Origin of the sequence: Kitasatospora sp. HPM-01-4 (assembly GCF_051374625.1) — a bacterium.
Taxonomy (GTDB): domain Bacteria; phylum Actinomycetota; class Actinomycetes; order Streptomycetales; family Streptomycetaceae; genus Kitasatospora.
In genome coordinates this window covers 1243823-1263136 of record NZ_JBPQGP010000005.1, presented here as the reverse complement: position 1 = coordinate 1263136, position 19314 = coordinate 1243823, and the positions used below count along the sequence as shown (strand labels likewise).

Annotated in this window: 16 protein-coding genes; 8 read left to right on the top strand and 8 right to left on the bottom strand. The window is 71.7% G+C overall.

Features of this window, described 5'->3' with window-relative positions:
- Positions 1-23 precede the first annotated feature (23 nt).
- The gene (locus ACSMTC_RS05315) at positions 24-1136 is read right to left on the bottom strand and encodes a LacI family DNA-binding transcriptional regulator (protein ID WP_436558473.1); all 1113 of its coding nucleotides are present in this window, start codon (positions 1134-1136) and stop codon (positions 24-26) included.
- 328 nt (positions 1137-1464) lie between these two features.
- On the opposite strand from ACSMTC_RS05315, the gene ACSMTC_RS05310 reads away from it, so the two are divergent.
- Genes ACSMTC_RS05310 through ACSMTC_RS05300 form a run of 3 tightly spaced genes read left to right on the top strand, consistent with a single transcriptional unit; the run spans position 1465 to position 4543 of the window.
- A complete protein-coding gene (locus ACSMTC_RS05310; RefSeq protein WP_436558472.1) occupies positions 1465-2754 on the top strand; it encodes an ABC transporter substrate-binding protein in 1290 nt (429 codons plus the stop codon).
- 13 nt (positions 2755-2767) lie between these two features.
- Complete coding sequence (locus ACSMTC_RS05305) at positions 2768-3640, top strand: carbohydrate ABC transporter permease (protein ID WP_436558471.1); 873 nt, start codon at positions 2768-2770, stop codon at positions 3638-3640.
- Between the two features lie 6 nt (positions 3641-3646).
- The gene (locus ACSMTC_RS05300) at positions 3647-4543 is read left to right on the top strand and encodes a carbohydrate ABC transporter permease (protein ID WP_436558470.1); all 897 of its coding nucleotides are present in this window, start codon (positions 3647-3649) and stop codon (positions 4541-4543) included.
- A 55-nt stretch (positions 4544-4598) separates the two neighbouring features.
- Here ACSMTC_RS05300 and ACSMTC_RS05295 read toward each other — a convergent pair whose 3' ends face one another.
- From ACSMTC_RS05295 to ACSMTC_RS05275, 5 genes are all read right to left on the bottom strand, one after another.
- The gene (locus ACSMTC_RS05295; protein ID WP_436558469.1) at positions 4599-5264 is read right to left on the bottom strand and encodes a LutC/YkgG family protein; all 666 of its coding nucleotides are present in this window, start codon (positions 5262-5264) and stop codon (positions 4599-4601) included.
- The gene (locus tag ACSMTC_RS05290) at positions 5261-6748 is read right to left on the bottom strand and encodes a lactate utilization protein B (RefSeq protein ID WP_436558468.1); all 1488 of its coding nucleotides are present in this window, start codon (positions 6746-6748) and stop codon (positions 5261-5263) included. Before ACSMTC_RS05290 ends, ACSMTC_RS05295 begins: the two co-directional genes overlap by 4 nt.
- Complete coding sequence (locus tag ACSMTC_RS05285) at positions 6745-7557, bottom strand: (Fe-S)-binding protein (RefSeq protein ID WP_436558467.1); 813 nt, start codon at positions 7555-7557, stop codon at positions 6745-6747. Before ACSMTC_RS05285 ends, ACSMTC_RS05290 begins: the two co-directional genes overlap by 4 nt.
- Before the next feature lie 155 nt (positions 7558-7712).
- The gene (locus ACSMTC_RS05280; protein WP_436558466.1) at positions 7713-8351 is read right to left on the bottom strand and encodes an MBL fold metallo-hydrolase; all 639 of its coding nucleotides are present in this window, start codon (positions 8349-8351) and stop codon (positions 7713-7715) included.
- Positions 8351-9436, bottom strand: a complete 1086-nt coding sequence (locus ACSMTC_RS05275; RefSeq protein ID WP_436558465.1) for an S-(hydroxymethyl)mycothiol dehydrogenase — start codon at positions 9434-9436, stop codon at positions 8351-8353. Before ACSMTC_RS05275 ends, ACSMTC_RS05280 begins: the two co-directional genes overlap by 1 nt.
- A gap of 475 nt (positions 9437-9911) precedes the next feature.
- Here ACSMTC_RS05275 and ACSMTC_RS05270 point away from each other — a divergent pair, with 475 nt between their 5' ends.
- Positions 9912-10535, top strand: a complete 624-nt coding sequence (locus ACSMTC_RS05270; RefSeq protein WP_436558464.1) for a class I SAM-dependent methyltransferase — start codon at positions 9912-9914, stop codon at positions 10533-10535.
- Between the two features lie 56 nt (positions 10536-10591).
- Here the strand turns inward: ACSMTC_RS05270 and ACSMTC_RS05265 are convergent, their stop codons facing one another.
- Complete coding sequence (locus tag ACSMTC_RS05265; protein ID WP_436558463.1) at positions 10592-11485, bottom strand: polysaccharide lyase; 894 nt, start codon at positions 11483-11485, stop codon at positions 10592-10594.
- Between the two features lie 536 nt (positions 11486-12021).
- Between ACSMTC_RS05265 and ACSMTC_RS05260 the strand changes: the two genes are divergently transcribed.
- The 4 genes from ACSMTC_RS05260 to ACSMTC_RS05245 all read left to right on the top strand — a co-directional run bounded on the left by ACSMTC_RS05260 (position 12022) and on the right by ACSMTC_RS05245 (position 18086).
- Positions 12022-13653, top strand: a complete 1632-nt coding sequence (locus ACSMTC_RS05260; RefSeq protein WP_436558462.1) for an alpha-amylase family glycosyl hydrolase — start codon at positions 12022-12024, stop codon at positions 13651-13653.
- Between the two features lie 223 nt (positions 13654-13876).
- Entirely contained in the window at positions 13877-14521 is a 645-nt protein-coding gene (locus ACSMTC_RS05255) for a LysE family translocator (RefSeq protein ID WP_436558461.1), read from the top strand.
- A 145-nt stretch (positions 14522-14666) separates the two neighbouring features.
- Complete coding sequence (locus ACSMTC_RS05250) at positions 14667-17009, top strand: protein kinase domain-containing protein (RefSeq protein WP_436558460.1); 2343 nt, start codon at positions 14667-14669, stop codon at positions 17007-17009.
- A 231-nt stretch (positions 17010-17240) separates the two neighbouring features.
- Positions 17241-18086: an isocitrate lyase/PEP mutase family protein gene (locus ACSMTC_RS05245; protein ID WP_436558459.1), complete on the top strand. Its 846-nt coding sequence runs from the start codon at positions 17241-17243 to the stop codon at positions 18084-18086.
- 106 nt (positions 18087-18192) lie between these two features.
- Here ACSMTC_RS05245 and ACSMTC_RS05240 read toward each other — a convergent pair whose 3' ends face one another.
- Positions 18193-19266, bottom strand: coding sequence for an NUDIX hydrolase (locus ACSMTC_RS05240; protein ID WP_436558458.1), 1074 nt, complete (start codon positions 19264-19266; stop codon positions 18193-18195).
- Positions 19267-19314 lie beyond the last annotated feature (48 nt).

The window sequence follows — 19314 nt, the reverse complement described above, 5'->3', positions numbered from 1 at the left end:
CGGGCCCCTTGGTCGGGTGGAGCCTAAAGCGGTTTAGACCGACCGGCAATAGGGCCCGCCGCTCGACCCGCGCTCCCTGTCGCCGGCCGGTCCTGTGCGAGGTCGCCGGGACCGCCTTCGGCGGCGGGACGGCCGGTGCTCTCCCGGACCGTCAGCAGCGGGGTCGGAGTCTGCAGGTCGCGGATGGTTCCCGGGGCGTCGACCGCGGCGAGCAACTGCCGGGCGACCTGCTCCCCGAGCGCGAAGGTGTCCCGGGAGAGCGCGGTGAGCGCCGGGTGGACGATCCGTGCCAGCACCGAGTCGTCGAAGGAGACGATCGACAGCTCGCCGGGTACCGCCACGCCCATCTCGGCGGCGACGCCGAGGCCGGCGACCGCCATCACGTCGCTGTCGTAGACGATCGCGGTCGGCCGCTGAGGCCGGGCGAGCAGCTGGCGGGTGGCGGCGGCGCCCTCGGCGTCGCTGAAGTCGGTCGGGACCGAGACCGCCTCCGTCAGCCCGAGGCTGCGGGCCGAGTCGCGCAGCGCGCGGATGCGCCGCTGGGTGTGCCGGAAGCTGGGCAGCCCGGCCAGGTGGGCGATCCGGCGATGGCCCAGCGCGGCCAGGTAGTGCACGATCGAGAGCATCGCCTCGCGGTCGTCCGCCCATACGCTGGGCAGGCTTCCGTGTCTGCCGGGGCCGCCCAACACGACCGCCGGAACGCCGAGTTGCTCCAGTACCTCGATCCGCTCGTCGCGCATCTTGAGGTCCACCACGATGAAGCCGTCCACCCGGTGCTCGGAGGTCCAGCGGCGGTAGACCTCGATCTCGGCCGCGGTGTCCTCGACCACCAGCAGCTGCAGCGCCACCGCTCCGGCCGAGAGTTCCGCCTGCAGTCCGGACAGCAGCTGTGCGAAGAACGGCTCCACCCCGATGGTCCGGGCCGGTCTGGCGATCACTAGGCCGACCGCCCCGCTGCGGGCCCCGCCGAGCGCCCGCGCGGCGCTGTGGGGACGCCAGTTCATCTCCCGGGCGACCAGCAGGATCCGCTCCCTGGTCGTGGCACTGACCCCGGGCCGCCCGTTGAGCGCGAACGAGACCGCGCCCTTCGACACCCCGGCCCGTCGCGCGATGTCGGCAATCGTCGGTCGCCCCACGGCCCCGACTCCTCTCTCTTGACAGGGAGTGTAGCCCGGAGGATAGTCCCGGGCACTAGAGCGGTTTAGTAATCCGGTATCGGTGCCACGGCACCTCCCAAAGGCACTGCGGTACCCGCCACTTGGTACCCGCGGTCCGATACCTGCTCACCGGCGCCGACGGCGCCGGACGCACGGTCCAACGCACGAGATCCAAACGCGGTTCGGTATGCGCACGTGTCCGCTGGAGCAGTGCGGCCGCACCGGTACGTGACCAGACGCGACGCACGCAGGCTGACGGGCGGGCGGGCGTCCAGAACACCGGAACCAGGACAGGCCGGGAGAACTCATGCGAAAGTACTGGGCAAGGCTGGCAGTTGCCGCGGTCGTGGCGATGACGTCGGTGGGATGCGGACTCGGCGGCGGCCCGTCCCCGTCCGGCGGTGACGGTGCCTCCGCCGCCGCCACCGGAGAGATCAAGGGCAAGGTCACCCTTCAGACCTGGGCCCTGAAGCCGAAGTTCACCGGCTACATGCAGGGCGTGATCGACTCCTTCCAGCACAAGTACCCCGGCGTGCAGGTCACCTGGCTCGACCAGCCCGCCGACGGCTACGCCGACAAGGTACTCAGCCAGGCGGCCGGCGGCAGCCTCCCCGATGTGGTCAACCTGCCACCCGACTTCGCCCTCCCCCTGGTCAGGCAGGGACTGCTGCTCGACATCGCCGCAGCGGATCCCGGGCTCGCCCACGACTACGTGGCCGGCGGGATCAACGCCTACCGCTTCGCGGGCCGGCCGGGCACCTACGGCTACCCCTGGTACCTGAACACCGACGTCGACTACTGGAACACCGACCTCCTCGCCAAGTACGGCCTCGATCCGCAGAAGTTGCCCACCAACCTGGACGAACTCATCGCCCAGGCCAAGGTCTTCAAGGAGAAGTCCGGAGGCCAGGCCTATCTGATGAGCCGTAAGCCAGGTCTCGGCGACCTGTTCAACGCGGGCGTGCGGATCATGGCGGAGGACGGAAAGAGCTTCACCTTCAACACCCCGGAGGCCGCCGCCCTGCTCGACCGCTACCGGGAGGCGTACCGGCAGGGCCTGCTGCCCAAGGACGTCCTCACCGACAAGTACGCCGGAAACGCCAAACTCTTCTCCTCCGGCACCGCCGCCTGGACCACCGGCGGCGCCAACTACATCACCAGCCTTGCCACCGACAATCCCACCCTGGCACCCAAGGTCGTCGCCTCACCGGCCATGGGCACTCCGCCGCTGTACGTCCAGGGCCTCTCCGTCGCCAGGAGCAGCAGGAACCTGCCCACCTCCCTGGCGCTGGCCCGCTGGGTCACCAACGCCGAGAACCAGGCCGCCTTCGCCCACCTCACCAGCATCTTCCCGAGCACCAACGCCTCCGCGAGCGATCCGTACTTCAGCAAGAGCGACGGCACCAACGCGGGCACGGCAAAGGTCATCGCCTTCACCTCGCTCGCCAAGGCCGCTCTCATCCAGCCCGTCGAGGTGGACCAGGCGATGAGCGACATCGTCAACCAGCAGATCGCCCTGGCGATCAGCGGTGGCGCCACCTCCAAGAAGGCGCTGGACGACGCCGTCGCCCGTTGCGACCAACTCCTCAAGAACTGACAGCGCCCCCACCATGACGCACCGACGCTGGTTCACCCCCTGGCTGCTCATCGCGCCCGCACTCGTCTGGCTGCTGGTCTTCACCGTGTGGCCGTCCATCAACACGGTGATCCTCTCCTTCACCAACGCCCGCCCGCTCGGCGGCGGACACTTCGTCGGGCTGCAGAACTTCCAACGCGCCCTGAACGACGATCAGTTGGGTGACGCACTGCTCAACAGCGTGATCTACATGGTGATCTGCCTACCGCTGCTCACCGTACTGCCACTGCTCATGGCCCTGCTGGTCCAGAAGCGCCTGCCCGGCATCACCTTCTTCCGCACCGCCTTCTACACCCCGGTGATCGCCTCGGCCGTGGTGGTAGCCCTCATCTGGGGCTGGGTGCTGGACGAACGCGGACTGGTCAACGGCATCGCCCAGCGCCTCGGCATCCTCAACCAGGCGCTGCCCTTCCTCACCGACCGCTGGCTGCTCCTGCTCAGCGCGATCGGTCTCACGGTCTGGAAGGGCCTCGGTTACTACATGATCATCTACCTCTCGGCCCTCGGGAACATCGGCCGCGAACTCCACGAGGCCGCGGCTGTGGACGGCGCCGGCGCCTTCCGCCGCTTCCTGCACGTCACGCTGCCCGGCGTACGCAACACCATGCTGCTGGTCTCCGTACTGATCTCGGTCTCGGCGCTACGGGTCTTCTCCGAGCTGTACGTACTCTCCGACGGCACCGGCGGGCCGGGCGGCCGGGACATGTCGGTGGTCATGCTGATCCAGATGTACAGCCGGGGCTTCACCGGCCACCTCGGCTACGCCTCCGCGCTCAGCCTGCTGCTCTTCGTCGTCACCGTCGGCCCGCTGCTCCTGCTGCTGCGCCTCGACCGGAAGGCGGCCTGAGAACCGATGGACCGACAGCGTCCCACACCCGGACCCGACCCGGCGACCGCGCCGAGCGGACACACCAGGGGCTTCAACTCCACCTCCACCACCGAGAAGGCGGTGCGCTACCTGCTGCTGCTCCTGGTCCTCCTCCTCACCGTGGGCCCCTTCCTCTGGGAACTCTCCACCTCCCTCAAGGCTCCCACCGAGGACGTCTTCACCCGGACGCCCAGGTTCCTGCCGGACCACCCCACCCTCGGCAACTACGCCGAAGCCGCTCGCGCCGTTCCGGTCTGGAGGTACGCCGCCAACTCCCTGGTGGTAGCCGCGATCACCGTCGGCGGAAACGTCGTGGGGGCGACGCTGGCCGGCTTCGCGCTGGCCCGACTGCGCTTTTGCGGTGCCCGGCTGCTCCTCGGGCTGTTCCTGGCGACACTCGTGCTGCCGGGCGAAGTCACCATCGTTTCGCAGTACGTGACGGTACGCAGCCTCGGCCTCGCGGACACCCTGCTGGGCGTCGCGCTGCCCGGTGCGATCGGGATGCTGAACGTCCTGCTGATGCGCACCGCCTTCCGCGCGGTCCCGCGTGAGCTGGACGACGCCGCGATCGTGGACGGAGCGAGTGTCCGGCAGCGCCTGATCCACATCGGACTGCCCAACGTACGCGGCATGTTGAGCGTCATCGTCATCTTCGCCTTCATAGGTGCCTGGGACGACTTCCTCTGGCCGCTGATCGTGCTCACCGACCCCGACAGGTACACGCTCACCGTCGGCATCCAGTACCTCAACGGCACCTTCAGTGCCAACCCCCGCGTGATCGCGGCCGGCACCATGATCGCTTTCCTGCCGATCGTCGTGGTCTTCGCCGCCCTCCAGCGCTTCTTCTTCCGAGGTGTCGAGGAGGGCGCGATCAAGGGCTGACAGCTCGCCGTTGCCGCCGCTGTTGCCGCCGCCATCCGCGGTGGTCGGGGAGGCCTCAGCCCTCGCTCACCAGGATCACCTCCAGGGTGCGCGGTCCGTGGACTCCCTCCACCCGGTCGAGTTCGATGTCACTGGTGGCCGACGGTCCGGAGACCCAGGTCTGCGGGCGGGTGGGATCCAGGCGGGGAAGCGCCCGGGGGAGCGAGGCGACGATCTGCTCGGGTGCGAGCACCACGCAGATGTGGTGGTCGGGGACCAGGGTGAGCAGCCGTCTGCCCTGGGCGGGACCGGCGTCCAGGACGACCGTCCCGGTCTCGGCCACGGCCAGTGCACAGCCGGTCAGGACGCTGTCCACCGCGTCGAGCCGCCCGGCGGTGAGCGTGCCGTCGTCGGTCACCGCCTCGATCCCGGTGGCGGCGGCCAGCCACCCCGGCGGCAGGTCGGCGGGGAGGGCCACGGTCCGGGAGCCGTGTGCGGACAGCAGGCGGGCGATGGTGGCGGGCAGCTCGGACTCGGTACTCCGGTGCACCAGGGCGCGGTAGTCGGTCAGGTTCTCGTGCAGCAGGTCGAGCAGCGCCGCCGGATCCTCGTCCCGGTGAACGGCGAGATAGTCGCGCGGGATCTCCTCGTCCCCGGGGGCCGCAGGTCCGGCACCCGTACCCGCCTCGGAGCCGATCGCGGCGCGGATCCGCGCCAGCACGGTCTCGCGGCTGCCGCTCATCGACTGTCCTTCCGGGAACGGTTCTTCTTCCACCAGTCGCGGAAGGGTTCGGGGGGCAGCTCGGGCAGAGCACGGGTGTCCGTCCAGGCGCGGCCGGGGCCGGGCAGCCGCTCGGGCAGCAGACCGCGCGCCTTCCCCGCGAGCCGCTCCCCGGCGGCCAGCAGACCGGGGTGGTCCAGCGCGAGCCCGGCGGCCTTCACCGCCGCCCGCTCCAGCCGGTGCCCGTGCCCGCCCTGCCCGGCCACCCGTTCGCGCAGGTGGACCAGGACCTCGGGGATGTCGATGGCCACCGGACAGACCTCGTAGCAGGCTCCGCAGAGCGAGCTGGCGTACGGCAGCGAGGCGTCGATCCCACTTGTGGTGCCGCGCAGTTGGGGCGTCAGGACGGCCCCGATCGGACCGGGGTAGACCGACCCGTACGCGTGGCCCCCGGCCCGCTCGTACACCGGGCAGACGTTGAGGCAGGCGGAGCAGCGGATGCAGCGCAGCGCCTGCCGGCCGACCCGGTCGGCGAGGGCGCTGGTACGGCCGTTGTCCAGGAGGACCAGGTGGAAGGCCGACGGACCGTCGTTCTCCGGTCCGAGGGTGCCGGTCCAGAGCGAGGTGTACGGGTTCATCCGCTCGGCGGTCGAGGAACGCGGCAGGGTCTGCAGGAAGACCTCCAGGTCGCGCCAGGCCGGGACCACCTTCTCGATGCCCACCACCGAGATCAGTGTCTTAGGCAGGGTCAGGCACATCCGCCCGTTGCCCTCGGACTCGACCACCACCAGGGTGCCGGTCTCGGCGACCATGAAGTTGGCGCCGGAGACGGCGACCTTGGCGCGCAGGAACTTCTCCCGCAGGTGGAGCCGTGCGGCCTCGGCCAGTTGGGCGGGGGAGTCGGTGAGACCCTCGGGCGCGGGCCGGCCCCAGGAGGCCATCCGCTCGGCGAAGATCTCGCGGATCTCCTCCCGGTTCCGGTGGATCGCCGGCACCAGGATGTGCGAGGGCCGGTCGTCGCCGAGCTGCACGATGAGCTCGGCCAGATCGGTCTCGTACGCGATGATGCCCTCGGCCGCGAGCGCCTCGTTGAGTCCGATCTCCTGGGTGGCCATCGACTTGACCTTGACCACCTCGCGTTCGCCGGTGGCCAGCACCAGATCGGCGACGATCCGGTTGGCCTCGGCGGCGTCGGCGGCCCAGTGCACCGTGCCTCCGGCCACCGTGACCTCCTGCTCCAGGCGGAGCAGGTAGCGGTCGAGCCGGCGCAGCGTGTGGTCCTTGATCGCCTTACCGGCGGCGCGCAGCTCGGCCCAGTCGGCGAGTTCGGCGACCGCGCGGGCCCGCTTCTCGCGGATGGTGCGGGTGGCGTGGGTGAGGTTGGCCCGGAGCTTGTGGTCCAAGGTGGCCACGGCGGCGGCTTCGGGGAAGGAGGGAAAGGCCTCCGGGGAGCCGGGACGGGGCCCGGGGGAGGCCGGCATGCCGAGGAAGGTGGTACCGCTCATACCGTGCTCCCGGTTCGCTCGTCGCCGGAGACCGGCCGCCGCCCGTGCGCCTCGTCGGCCCACGGCTGCTCCTCGGTGGAGGCCAGGATCTCGGCGAGGTGCAGCGTGCGCAGCGGCGCGGACTGCCGGCGCAGCAGTCCTTGGAGGTGCAGCAGGCAGGAGTTGTCCCCGCCGCAGAGCACCCGTGCACCGGTCCCGAGCGCGTTGCGCACCTTGTCGTCACCCATCGCGGTGGAGACGGCGGGATTCTTCACGGCGAAGGTTCCGCCGAATCCGCAGCACTCCTCGGCACCGGGCAGCTCCACCAACTCCAGCCCCCGGACGGCGCGCAGCAGCCGCGAAGGCCGGTCGCCGAGCCCCAGCAGCCGCAGTCCGTGGCAGGAGGGGTGGTAGGTCACGGTGTGCGGGAAGTAGGCACCGACGTCCTCGACCCCGAGCACATCGGTCAGGAACTCGGTCAGCTCGTACACCCGCGGCACCAGCGAGTCGGCCGCCTCGGCGAGCTCGGTTCCACGCCGCTCGGCCAGCGCCAGGGCGCCGATCCGGGGGTAGTTGTCGCGGACCATCGCCACGCAGGAGCCGGACGGGGTGACGACGTACCCGTACCCCGCGAAGGCGCGCGCCATCCGGCGCACCATCGGCTCGGTCTCGCGCCGGTAGCCGGTGTTGAACTGCGGCTGCCCGCAACAGGTCTGCCCGGCGGGGAAGTCCACCTCGACGCCGAGCCGCTCCAGCAGCCTGACCGTGGCGATGGCGGTGGACGGGTACACGGCGTCGTTCACGCAGGTGGCGAAGAGTGCAACACGCATCGCGGTCTCCTCGGCGATCGGACTCTCGTACGGGGTCCGAATTTTTCGGACAGATCGGACCCTTGCACCAAAGTACCGACGGAACGGCCGGGAACGCGGAACGGCCCTCCGAGAGCGGAAGGGCTTCTCGGAGGGCCGCGACAGCCGGACGGCCGTCAGTGGCCGCGCTTGATCCACTCGTCGAGCTGCGGGGCCTCGGCCCCGATCGTGGTCGAGTCGCCGTGGCCGGTCCGCACGACGGTCTCCGGCGGCAGGGAGAGCAGGCGCTCCCGGATCGACTCGATGATGGTCGGGAAGTCCGAGAACGACCGGCCGGTCGCCCCGGGGCCGCCCGCGAACAGCGTGTCGCCGGTGAAGACCGTGCCCAGGTCCTCGGCGTACAGGCAGACCGCACCGGGCGCGTGGCCGGGGGTGTGCAGCACCGTCAGCTCGATGCCCGCGACGGCCAGCCGCTGCCCGTCCGTCAGATCGCCGTCCACCGGTCGCCGGGGGTGGGTCTGCTCCCAGAGCACCTGGTCCTCGCGGTGCAGCAGGACCGGAGCACCGGTCCGCTCGGCCAGCGCGGGCGCGGCGGCGATGTGGTCGTTGTGCGCGTGGGTGCACACGATCGCGACCAGGCGGCGCCCGCCGAGCGCCGCGTACACCGCCTCGGCGTCGTGCGCGGGATCGATGACCAGCGCCTCGGTGTCGTCGCCGACGATCCAGACGTTGTTGTCGACCTGCCAGGTGCCGCCGTCCAGCGAGAAGGTGCCGGAGGTGACCAGCCGCTCGACGCGGGGGGACAGGGCGGCCATCAGAAGACCACCACCGAGCGCAGGACCTCGCCCTTGTGCATCCGGGCGAACGCCTCCTCCACGTCCGTCAGCTGGATGGTCTCGCTGACGAAGGCGTCCAGGTCGAGGCGGCCCTGCAGGTAGAGGTCGATGAGCATGGGGAAGTCCCGGCTGGGCAGGCAGTCGCCGTACCAGGAGGACTTCAGCGAGCCGCCCCGGCCGAAGACGTCCAGCAGCGGCAGCTCCAGCTTCATCTCGGGGGTCGGCACACCGACCAGGACCACCGTTCCGGCCAGGTCGCGGGCGTAGAACGCCTGACGGTAGGTCTCCGGGGTGCCGACCGCGTCGATCACCACATCGGCGCCGAAGCCGCCGGTCAGCGCCTGGATCGCCGCGATCGTGTCCTCGGACCGGCCGTTGACGGTGTGGGTGGCACCGAGCTTGCGCGCGGTGTCCAGCTTGCGGTCGTCGACGTCCACGGCGATGATCCGCGCCGCGCCGGCCAGCCTGGCGCCGACCACGGCGGCGTTGCCCACGCCGCCGCAGCCGATCACCGCGACGGTGTCGCCCCGCTGGACGTTGCCGGTGTTGATGGCGGCACCGAGTCCGGCCATCACGCCGCAGCCCAGCAGTCCGGCGGCGGCGGGCGAGGCCTCGGGCGAGACCTTGGTGCACTGCCCGGCGGCGACCAGGGTCTTCTCGGCGAAGGCGCCGATCCCCAGCGCGGGGGAGAGCTCGGTCCCGTCGAGCAGGGTCATCTTCTGCTTGGCGTTGTGGGTGTTGAAGCAGTACCAGGGCCGTCCGCGCAGACAGGCACGGCAGTTGCCGCAGACCGCCCGCCAGTTGAGGATCACGAAGTCACCGGGCGCGACCTCGGTCACCCCCTCGCCGACGGCCTCCACCACGCCGGCCGCCTCGTGGCCGAGCAGGAAGGGGAACTCGTCGTTGATCCCGCCCTCCCGGTAGTGCAGGTCGGTGTGGCAGACCCCGCACGCCTGGACCTGCACCAGCGCCTCGCCCGGACCGGGGTCCGGGACCAGGATCGTCTCGACCTGTACCGGGGCACCCTTGGAACGGGCGATCACGCCGCGCACCTGCTGAGCCATGAGGAGGAACCTCTCGTCATCGGGCGCGGGCACGTGCTCCATCCGTGCCCGCGCGGGTAGTTCGTGCCGGTCGCGGCCAGGCCGCGCCGATCGCGATTCGTTCACGACGGTCAACACCGTACGGTGCCGACGATCATCATCGAGCACCGGATCACCGTCACCGGTCACCGGTCGCCGACGGGGCCGCCGCCACGGGCCGAGCCTGCCCTCACAGCGGCGTCCGGAACCCGATCACCGTAGCGCTCCTGCCCGCCGGCCTGGTCGGACCCTTGAACCGATTCAAACCGCGACGCGGACGAATTGCTGCTTTCGGGGCATTCCACCGGTATGTGCCCATGTGTTCGGAGTGCGCCCGCCGGCACCGTCCGTGTGACCGTCGGACGGCGAGGCCACGCGGCTTGGCGCCGGGGCCGACAGTCGCGCCGCGTAGGCTCGGGCTCCGGACAGCAGGGCGGAGAGACCGGGAGTCGGGATGATGGACAGCCAGGACTGGGACCGGCGCTACGACTCGGCCGAGCTGGTGTGGGGCACCGAGCCCAACCGCTGGGTACGGCGCGAGTGCCAGGACCTCCCGCCGGGCCGGGCGCTCGACCTGGCGGCGGGCGAGGGCCGCAACAGCCTCTGGCTGGCGACGCTGGGCTGGCGGGTCACCGCGGTCGACTTCTCCCGGGTCGCGCTGGACCGTGGCCGCGCCCTCGCCGAGCGCCTGCCGGCCGCGGTCGCGTCCCGCCTGACCTGGGTCGAGGCGGACGTCCGCGACCATGTCCCCGAGCCCGGCGCCCACGATCTCGTGCTGGTCGTGTACCTGCACCTCCCCGGCGAACAGCGCCGCACCGTACTACGGCAGGCCGCCGACGCCCTGGCACCCGGCGGCACCCTGCTGGTCGTCGGCCATGACACCACCAACCTCACGGAGGGCGGCGGCGGCCCCAGCGACCCTGCCGTGCTCTTCACGCCGGAGGACGTCCGGGAGGACCTCTCGGACCGCCGGCTGCACATGGTCCGGGCCGAACGCGTCCGCCGTCCGGTCGGTGCCGCCCACGGCGCGGGCACCGAGGCGATCGACGCCCTGGTGCGTCTCGAACGCCCGCGCCGCTGATGCGGGAGCCCGACAGCGCTCCCGCATCGGCGGCCACTCCGGCAGCCCCCGGAGCGTCAGTGCTGGACGCTCGCCGAGAGCGAGAAGTCGGCGAAGTACGCGTGCTGGGTGGTCTTCGGGCCCCAGCTGGTGTCATGACCGCCGTAGAAGGTGGAGAAGAACACCCCGCTGAACGGGATGGAGCCGATCCCGGTGGCCGCCTTGCGGGCCGCGAAGACCTGCCTGCCGTCGTACCAGACGGTGATGTCGCCGGTGCCGCGGTTCACAGACTGCTCGACGCTGTGCCACTTCCCGTCAGGGGCCCACTTCCAGGTGCCGACGCCGAGATCGACCCCGTAGCCGGTGGGGCCGGAGTTGGTCGGGGTGTAGAGGTAGACCTCGCCGTTGTCCGGTGCGGAGCTGTTGCCACGCCACATGTACCGGGTCGACCAGCCGTTCCCGTGGTTGCCACCGGACTCGTCGCCGATCCTGCCGCCGTACAGGCCGGGCAGCTTGCCGGCCTTGCCCCAGTCCTGCCCGGCCGGGAACCTGACGTAGTACTTGAGGTCGAGGGTCGCCGATCCGGCCAGCCCGGCGAGGCCCAGTGCCTTGAGGTCGGTGTAGAACTGCCCGCCGCCGGGATTCGGGCAGTCCGTGCAGGAGTTGGCGGAGGAACCGGCGCCGTACGTCACCTGCAGGGCGGATCCGTCGCCCGGTGCCCCGGGGGAGGTGACGGCGCGCAGCTGCGAGCCGCCCCAGGAGCCTTCGGCGGCAACGCCCCAGGCGGCGCGCCAGGAGGAACTTCCGTACCCGGTGAACTGCCCGCTCCAGGCGGGACCGTTCGCGCGTGCCGTACCGCCGGCCGGTTCGGCCGCGTCGGCCGTGCCCGCGGTCAGCAGTGCGGCGGCGAGTACGGCCGAGGCGGCGGCCGCCGCGCGGCGGTGTGACGTGGACTTGCGACGAACCGTCATATCCGGACCTCCAGAATGCTTCAGCAGCAGGTTTGGTGGGATCTCCCGGCTCACTGCCGGGACGATGTGCCAGGGGAGCGCCTGAGCGCACCCGGTGCTTCGAGGGCAGTCTCAACATGCCGCCCCGTTGGCTGAGTTGCTCGCCGTAGAGGCTCTTCGGGGCTACTGCGCGGGGCCTCCTCGGAACTGTGACCAGGCAACCCGATTGCCCGTCAGCCGGTCATGCTGCTGGCAGTGTTGCCGGTAAGGAAGGGTTCCTAACAGTCCTTCATCGGATCTCCCCGGACCGGTCCTGTGACCGGAGCGATGTTCAACGAGGATTCGCCCGGCCATGACGGACACCCGAAGCTGCACGGGCCCCGGGCGTCCGGCCCGGCCGGACCTGTGGCGACCCGGCGGACCGGCCGGCTCCGACAGGGTGTCGGATGCCGGGACGGTGCACGGGGGGCTTGCCATCCCCCGAACCGGCAGCGCCCGGAGCGGTGGCGGAGGAGACTGGCCTCGGACTGTCCCCGTGGAAGGGAGTACGGCACGCGATGACGAACCCATCACCGGAGCCGACCACCGGCCGCCCCGCGAACCGGACCGCCTGGCTGGCCGACGCCGTCCTCTACCAGATCTACCCGCAGACCTTCGCCGACTCCGACGGCGACGGAATCGGCGACCTCGCCGGGATCACCGGGCACCTCGACCACCTGGCCTGGCTGGGCGTGGACACGGTCTGGCTCTCGCCGTGCTTCGCCTCACCGTTCCGCGACGCCGGGTACGACGTCTGCGACTACTTCTCCGTCGCCCCGCGCTACGGCACCCGGGAGGACCTCGCCGCGCTGGTGGACGCCGCCGGCCGGCGCGGGATCAGGATCCTGCTCGACCTGGTCCCCGGACACACCTCCGACCGGCACCCCTGGTTCCTGGCCGCCGCCGACGACCCCGCCGACCAGCGCTACATCTGGGCCGACCGGCAGAGCGGCCGGTTCGTCCCCTCCCCGGGCCGGCGCCCGGGCTACTACCTGCCGAACTTCTTCGACTTCCAGCCGGCGCTCAACTACGGGTACGCCCGCGGCGACGAGGCGGAGCCCTGGCGTCAGCCCGTCGACGCCGAAGGGCCGCAGCAGAACCGCGCCGCGCTGCGCGAGATCATGGACCACTGGCTGCGCACCGGTGTCGCCGGGTTCCGGGTCGACATGGCGTACTCCCTGGTCAAGGACGACCCGGACCGCGCCGAGACGGCGAAGCTCTGGCGCGAGCAGCGGGCCTGGCTGGAGCGGACCCACCCGGGCGCGGTGCTGATCTCGGAGTGGGGCCGGCCCGAACTCGCCCTGCCCGCGGGCTTCCACGCCGACTTCTTCCTGCACTTCGCGGGCCGGGCGATCACCTCGCTCTGGGACAACGGCGAGGGGATGGCCTCGGCGTCCTGGGAGTCGGGACCGTGCTACTTCGACCCGCTGGGCCGGGGCTCGATGGCCGAGTTCATCGCCGCCTGGCGCGCCACCGGTACGGCGGTGGAACCGGGTTCCGGCGCACCCGGTCCGGGGCACGTCATCCTGCCCACCGCCAACCACGACTACAACCGTCTCGCCACCGGTTCCCGCACGCCCGGGCAACTCGGCGCCGCCTTCGCCTTCCTGCTGACCTGGCCGACCCTGCCCGCGATCTACTACGGCGACGAGATCGGCATGCGGTTCGTCCCCGGGCTGCCGGACAAGGAGGGCAGCCTGCTGGAACCCACCAACAACCGGGCCGGCTCCCGCACCCCGATGCAGTGGGACGGCAGCCCCGGCGCCGGCTTCTCCACGGCCGCCGCCGACCGGTTCTACCAGCCCCTCGACCCCGACCCCGGCAGGCCGGACGTGGCGGCCCAACTCGCCGACCCCGACTCGGTGCTGCACCTGGTCCGGCGCCTGATCGCGCTGCGCAGGGCGACCCCGGCGCTCGGCAGCCGGGGCGACGTCGAGGTGCTGCACACCGGGTACCCGCTGGTCCACCTGCGCGGCGGCAGCCATCTGGTGGTGGTCAACCCCCGTCGGCAGCCCGCCTACTTCGCGCACCCCGGACTCGCGGGCGCCCGCGCCCTGGAAGCCCGGGGCGTCATCGTGACGGCGGACGGAGTCAGCGCCGAAGGCTTCGGCTACGGGATCTTCGAACTCCCCGGCCCCGCCGGGCGGTAGCACCACTTGCGGGCGACGGCACCGCCCCCGGCGGTCGCCCGGTGGATGGTGCCGGAGGCCTGGCCGGCGACCTACTCGGTGCGGAGTCCGAGTCCAGGTCCCCGGCCCGGCTGCCGGCGCCGGCCGCTGCACCCGACACGGGCCATGGATGTAGCGGTGCTAAAGCGATGCATGAAGAAATGCGAGCTGGTGCTGAACACTCGCCACCGCCGATCCTGGCTTCATGATCGGAACCAACGCGGTCCTCGGCGTAGTGGCAGTGGCTCTCGGCATGGTGCTCACGCCCGGGCCCAACATGATGTACCTCGTCTCACGGAGCATCACCCAGGGACGGCGGGCGGGAGCGGTCTCGCTGGCCGGGGTCGCGGTCGGCTTCCTGGTCTACCTCAGCGCCGCCAACCTCGGCCTGTCGCTCGTCTTCGTGGCGGTCCCGGCGCTGTACCTCACCGTGAAGCTCGCCGGGGCCGGCTACCTGGCCTGGCTCGCCTGGAAGGCGCTCAAGCCGGGCGGCCTGTCGGTCTTCACCCCGCAGGAACTGCCGCCCGACTCGACGCGGCGGCTGTTCTCCATGGGCCTGCTCACCAATCTGCTGAACCCGAAGGCCGCCGTCATGTACCTCTCGCTCATTCCGCAGTTCATCGACGTCCGGGCGGGGCACGTGCTGCTGCAGGGGTTCCTCCTGGGCGGTGTCCAGATCGCCGTCAGCCTGGCCGTGAACCTGGTCGTCGTCCTCGCGGCGGGAACCATCGCGCTCTTCCTCGGACGCCGGCCCGGCTGGCTGCGGGCGCAGCGCTACCTGATGGGAACCGTGCTGGGCGCCCTGGCGGTCAAGCTGGCCACGGACAGCGCGTCACCGGCCGCCGCCTGATCCCCCGCCGGGTGCGGGCCCGCCCGCGCCCGGCGCCGCACCGGCCCCGGACACCCTCCGCGTGACCGTGCCGTGCTGACGGCCCGTACGATCTGCGGGCGGACAGTCAGCAGTAACGATCACCACGGGGACGGGGAAACAGCACATGGAGCCACTGGAGGCCAACGATCCGGACGCGATCGGCCCGTACCGGCTGGTGGCCAGGCTGGGAGCGGGCGGGATGGGCCGGGTGTACCTGGCCCGTTCGGCGGGCGGGCGGACGGTCGCGGTCAAGGTGGTGCGGTCCGAACTGGCGGAGGACCGGGAGTTCCGGACCAGGTTCCGCCGCGAGGTGGACGCCGCGCGGGCGGTGGACGGTGCGTACACCGCCCCCGTGGTGGACGCCGACCCCGACTCGCCGACCCCCTGGCTCGCGACCGCGTACGTGCTCGGCCTCTCGCTGACCGAGGCCGTCCAGCAGTACGGACCGCTGCCGGAGCAGTCGGTGAGGGCGCTCGGCGCCAGGCTCGCCGAGGCCCTGCACGCCATCCACGGCGCCGGGCTGGTGCACCGTGACCTCAAGCCCTCCAACGTCCTGCTGGCGGCCGACGGCCCCCGGGTGATCGACTTCGGGATCGCCAGGGCGCTGGACGGCGACAGCCTCACCCAGACCGGGGTGGTGGTCGGCTCGCCGGGCTTCATGTCCCCCGAACAGGCGATGGGCCGGCCGATCGGTGCCGCCGGTGACGTGTTCTCGCTCGGCTCGGTGCTGGTGTACGCGGCGAGCGGGCACGGCCCCTTCGACGGCGAGTCGGGTGTGGCGGCGCAGCTGTACCGGGTGGTCCACGACCAGCCCGAGCTGCGCGAACTGCCCGCCGGCCTCCGGACGGTGATCGAGAGTTGCCTGACCAAGGACCCGGCTCGGCGGCCCGCCCCGCTGGAGCTCGCCGCCCGGCTGCTGCCCGAAGGCACCCCGGCGGCCACCGCCGGCAACTGGCTGCCCGCTCCGGTCGCCTCGGCACTGGCCACGCACGCCTCGTCCGTGATGGACATGGAGACGCCGAGCCGGGGTACTCCCGCACAGCCGCCGCAGTACACCGCCCCGCCCGACGCGGTGTACTCACCGACCAGCACCGACCTGCCGAACCCGGCCTCCGGAACCATGCGGCTGGGCCACCAGGCGCGGACGCCGGGCCCCGCGCCCATGGCCCCCGCGCCCATGCCCCCTTCGCCCATGGCCGTGCCGCCGATGCCCACGGCCCAGCCCATGGCCGCCCAGGCGGCCTCGCCGGCGTGGGCACCGACGCAGGCTCCCGCTCCCACGCCCGCGCCCGCACCGCGGGTGTCCCGACGGCTCTTCCTCGCGGGCGGCGGTCTGGTGGCCACCGCGGCGGCGGGTGGTACCGCCTGGGCGCTGCTGCGCCCGGGATCGAAGCCGGAGCCGAAACCCGCGCCGGGGCCCTCGGGCGGCCAGGCCGCGGGTCAGGCGCCGCAGCCCGTCTGGACGTACACCTCGACCGACCCGGTGGTGGCCCAGCGGTCGGCGCTGGTGCTGACCGACACGGTCTACGTGCCCGGCACCGGCATCACCGCCCTGGACGCCGGCAGCGGCAGCGTGCGCTGGGCCCGGCCCGACCTGTCGGCGGCGCACTGCATCGCGGGCGGCGGTCAGCTGCTCACCCTCCTCCGCGGGGCGGCCGCGATCGATCCGAAGAGCGGGCGGAACGACGTGGGCTCGCGGGTCGCCTGGGGCAGTGACGGCAAGGTGATCCAGGTGACCCAGCTGCTGGCCGCGGACGATCAGGCGGTCTACGTGAAGGTGATGGTCACCAAGCAGTACGAGTCGACCGGGGACCAGATGGTGCTGGCGTTCGACCCGGCGCGGGTCAACATCAAGTGGGCCCAGCCCGATCAGGACCCCCAGGCCAGCATCTCCACCGGCCGGGCGACCGGCGGCGTCCTGCTGCACAGCCGCGGCAACGGGGGCATCGTCGCCAGGGACGTCAAGGACGGCCGGGAGCTGTGGCAGGTCGACGCCAGAACCATCGAACCGTGGCCGGTCTGGTGCGACGACAAGCGGCTGTACTGCCTGGCCGACGACGCCGACCTGCAGGCGGTGGGGCTCGCGGACGGCAAGCAGCAGTGGCGGCTGAAGTCCTATGCCGGCCGGTTCACCCCGGTGCTGGCAGCCGAGGGCACGGTCTACACCAGCGACGGGACGGACGCCGTCCTGGCCTATGACGCGGAGACCGGCAAGAAGCGCTGGAGTTGCGCGCTGCCCCACGAGCCCAGCCTTACCAGCCAGCCGGTGCTGGCGGGCGGCACCCTGTTCGTCCCGGGCGGGGCCCACAACGGGCTGTACGCGGTGGACGCCAGGTCGGGCCGGCTCAAGTGGACCTTCGAGGACCCGTCGAACCCCGTCATGTACAACGACTGGTACCTGAGCACGGACGGAAGGCTGGCGTTCGCGCGCCTGGGTTCGAAGGTCTACGCGCTCCCGGCCGGGTGACCCCGGCTCCGCCGGAGCTATCTACCTGAGCTATCCATGTCAACTCGATATAGCCTCCCATTTGATTACCTTTCGAGTGTTGTTCATGACCATCCCTTTACCTAGATTCATGGGGGACGGAACGGCAGCGGACCGCACCTGCCGCCCCTTCCCCGCCTATGCCACCGGTATGCCCCGCACGGCGTACCGGTGGCGCGCATCGGGCACCAACACCATCTGCTGGAGGACCCCGTGCATCACCCGATTCGGCTGCGAGAAGCGATCTCCGAGCCCGGTACCACTCCGTTGATCGGCGTCTTCGACATGTTCTCCGCCTCCCTGGCGGCCCAGCACTACGACGGGATGTTCATCTCCGGGTTCGGCTTCGCGGCCTCGCACTACGGCCTGCCGGACATCGGCTACATCGCCTGGCCGGACATCGTCGCCTTCGTGCAGCGGCTCCGGCTGGCCTTCCCCCGCCAGCACCTGCTGGTGGACATCGACGACGGCTACGTGGACCCCGAGACCGCCTGCCACGTGGTCCAGAGCCTGGAGGCCATCGGCGCCTCCGGGGTGATCCTGGAGGACCAGCAGCGCCCCCGCCGCTGCGGCCATGTCGACGGCAAGCAGGTGCTTCCGCTGGAGACGTACCTGGAGAAGCTGGAGATGGTGCTGGCCGCGCGCCGCGACCTGGTGGTCGTGGCCCGTACCGACGCCACCGAGGAGCGCGAGATCCTGCGCCGTGCCGAGGCCCTGGCCGCGACCGACGCCGACGTGATCCTGGTCGACGGTGTGCGCAGTGTGGACTGGATCCGCAAGGTCCGCGGCGTCATAGGGGACAAGCCGCTGCTGTTCAACCAGATCGCCGGCGGCAAGTCCCCCCGGCTCTCCCTGCCCGAACTGACCGATCTGGGCGTGGACGTGGCGATCTACAGCACTCCCTGCCTGTTCGCCGCGCACAGCGCGATCGACCAGGCCCTGGTGGAGCTGAAGAAGGCGGACGGCCGGCTGCCGGAGTTCACCACCGACAGCATCGGCGTCGCCGAATCCCTCGCACTGCTGGAGAAGAACATCAGCCGCCACCACCAACTGGTCTGACAGGCAAGGCAGTAGACGATATCCACCGTACGGTGGGGCAGCCCCCGGCCACCCGGCCGGGGGCTGCCCCTTCGCTCGGCCGGGGCTTCGCAGGCCACCCCTCGGCTCAGACCGACCGGCCGCAGATCAGTTCCGCCGGCCCGCCGCCGCTCCCTGCCTCCCGGACGGCCAGGCAGGCCTGAAGTCTGCTCAGCGCGTGCTCGGAGAGGACCTCCCGCGCCTGGGCCGGAGTGAACATCCCCCACTCCACCAGTTCCTGAGGCTGCAGGCGGATCCGCCCGAGGAGGTCCGCGGTCACCTCGCCGCCGTCGAAGACGTAGACCATGGCCGCCGGGCCGCCCGGGCCCGCCGACCAGTCCAGCCCCAGCAGGCGGCCCGGCTCCCGGTCCCAGCCGAGCTCCTCGCGGATCTCCCGCCGTGCCGCCGCCCTCGGCATCTCGCGGTCCGCCTCGACGCTGCCGCCCGGCAGAGTCCAGTACGGCCGGTCCTCGAGCGGGCGCAGGCGCACCAGCAGCACCCGCCCGGCCGCATCGGTGAACAGCATCCGCGCCTTGGCCCGGATCCTGGGCAGTGAGGCCAGGTACTCCTCCCGCCCCAGCGGCGGCCGCCGCGACGCCGTGCCGCCACCGCCGGCCAGCTCCAGACCGGCGGCCCTGGTGTACGGCGGGGGCGGGACCGGCGGCACATGGGCGACGGTGTGGCCGACCGGACGGCTGTCCTCCAGCTCCAGCGGCCCGGCGTCGCGTGGTGCGGTGAGGCAGGCCGTGACCCGCCGGGACAGCCTGGGCGGCAGCGCCGAGGAGATCTGGGGCCTGGTCAGCCAGGCCCAGCCGCCGACCTCCGTCGCCTGCGGCCGGAGTGCGGAGAGCCGGGAGCCAGGCAGCGGCGCACACCAGTACAGGTAGGCCGCGATCGGCGGTCGAGCGGTCCCCAACGACCAGTCGACGCACGCCAGTCGGCCGAGTTCGGGCACCACTCCGAGCTCCTCGGTGATCTCCCGGACGGCCGTCTGCCGGGGCGACTCGTCGGACGGCTCCCAGCCGCCGCCGGGAATCGCGATCGGGTGCTTGTGGTCATAGGTGAGCCGCACCACCAGAATCCGCCCCTGCTCGTCCGGGAGCAGCACTCCGGCCGCGGCCAGCAGCCCCTGCCCCCCGTTGCCACCCGCGGGCCCAGTCACGTCGAACCTCCATCGCCGGATGCGGTCTGACCACCAGGAGACAGGACA